1 protein-coding gene is annotated in these 512 nt (G+C 67.8%); it reads left to right on the top strand.

The annotated features are described in order from the left end of the window. Positions 1-51: 51 nt before the first annotated feature. Positions 52-512 (top strand): alpha/beta fold hydrolase (locus RAD16_RS40645; RefSeq protein WP_458163650.1); only part of this gene is annotated, 461 nt, incomplete at its 3' end.

Here is a 512-nt window from a genome sequence, read left to right on the forward strand (position 1 = left end):
CCTGACCTTCGGTCGGCTGCTCGGCCAGCGGCTTTCAGGTGGGGTGAACTGATGCTGCCTTCGGTCAATATCCTGCCCGGCGAGCGCCGTTTCTATACCGACGGCCCCGATGGGCAGGTGCATTGCCGAACGCTCGGCGATGGTCCGCCGCTCATGCTGATCCATCAGGCACCCTGGGGGTCGATCCAGTATCGCCGCGCGATGCCGGTACTGGCCGCGGCCGGCTACCGGGTGCTCCACCCCGACATGCCGGGTCACGGCATGTCGGCTCCGCCACGCGAGGCGGCAAGCATCGCCTGCTATGCCGCTGCCGCTGCGGCAGTGATCGATGCGCTCGATCCCGGGAAGCTCGCAGTCGCCGGCCATCATGGCGGCGCGCTGGTCGCCGCACGCCTCGCGGCAACACGGCCTGACCGGGTCGCCGCGCTGATCACCGACAACATGCCCTATTATTCACCTGAGCAACGCACCGAACGCGCTACCGCCTTGCAGGACGTGCAGGAGATCAAGCC

The organism is Bradyrhizobium sp. 18BD, from assembly GCF_054185225.1.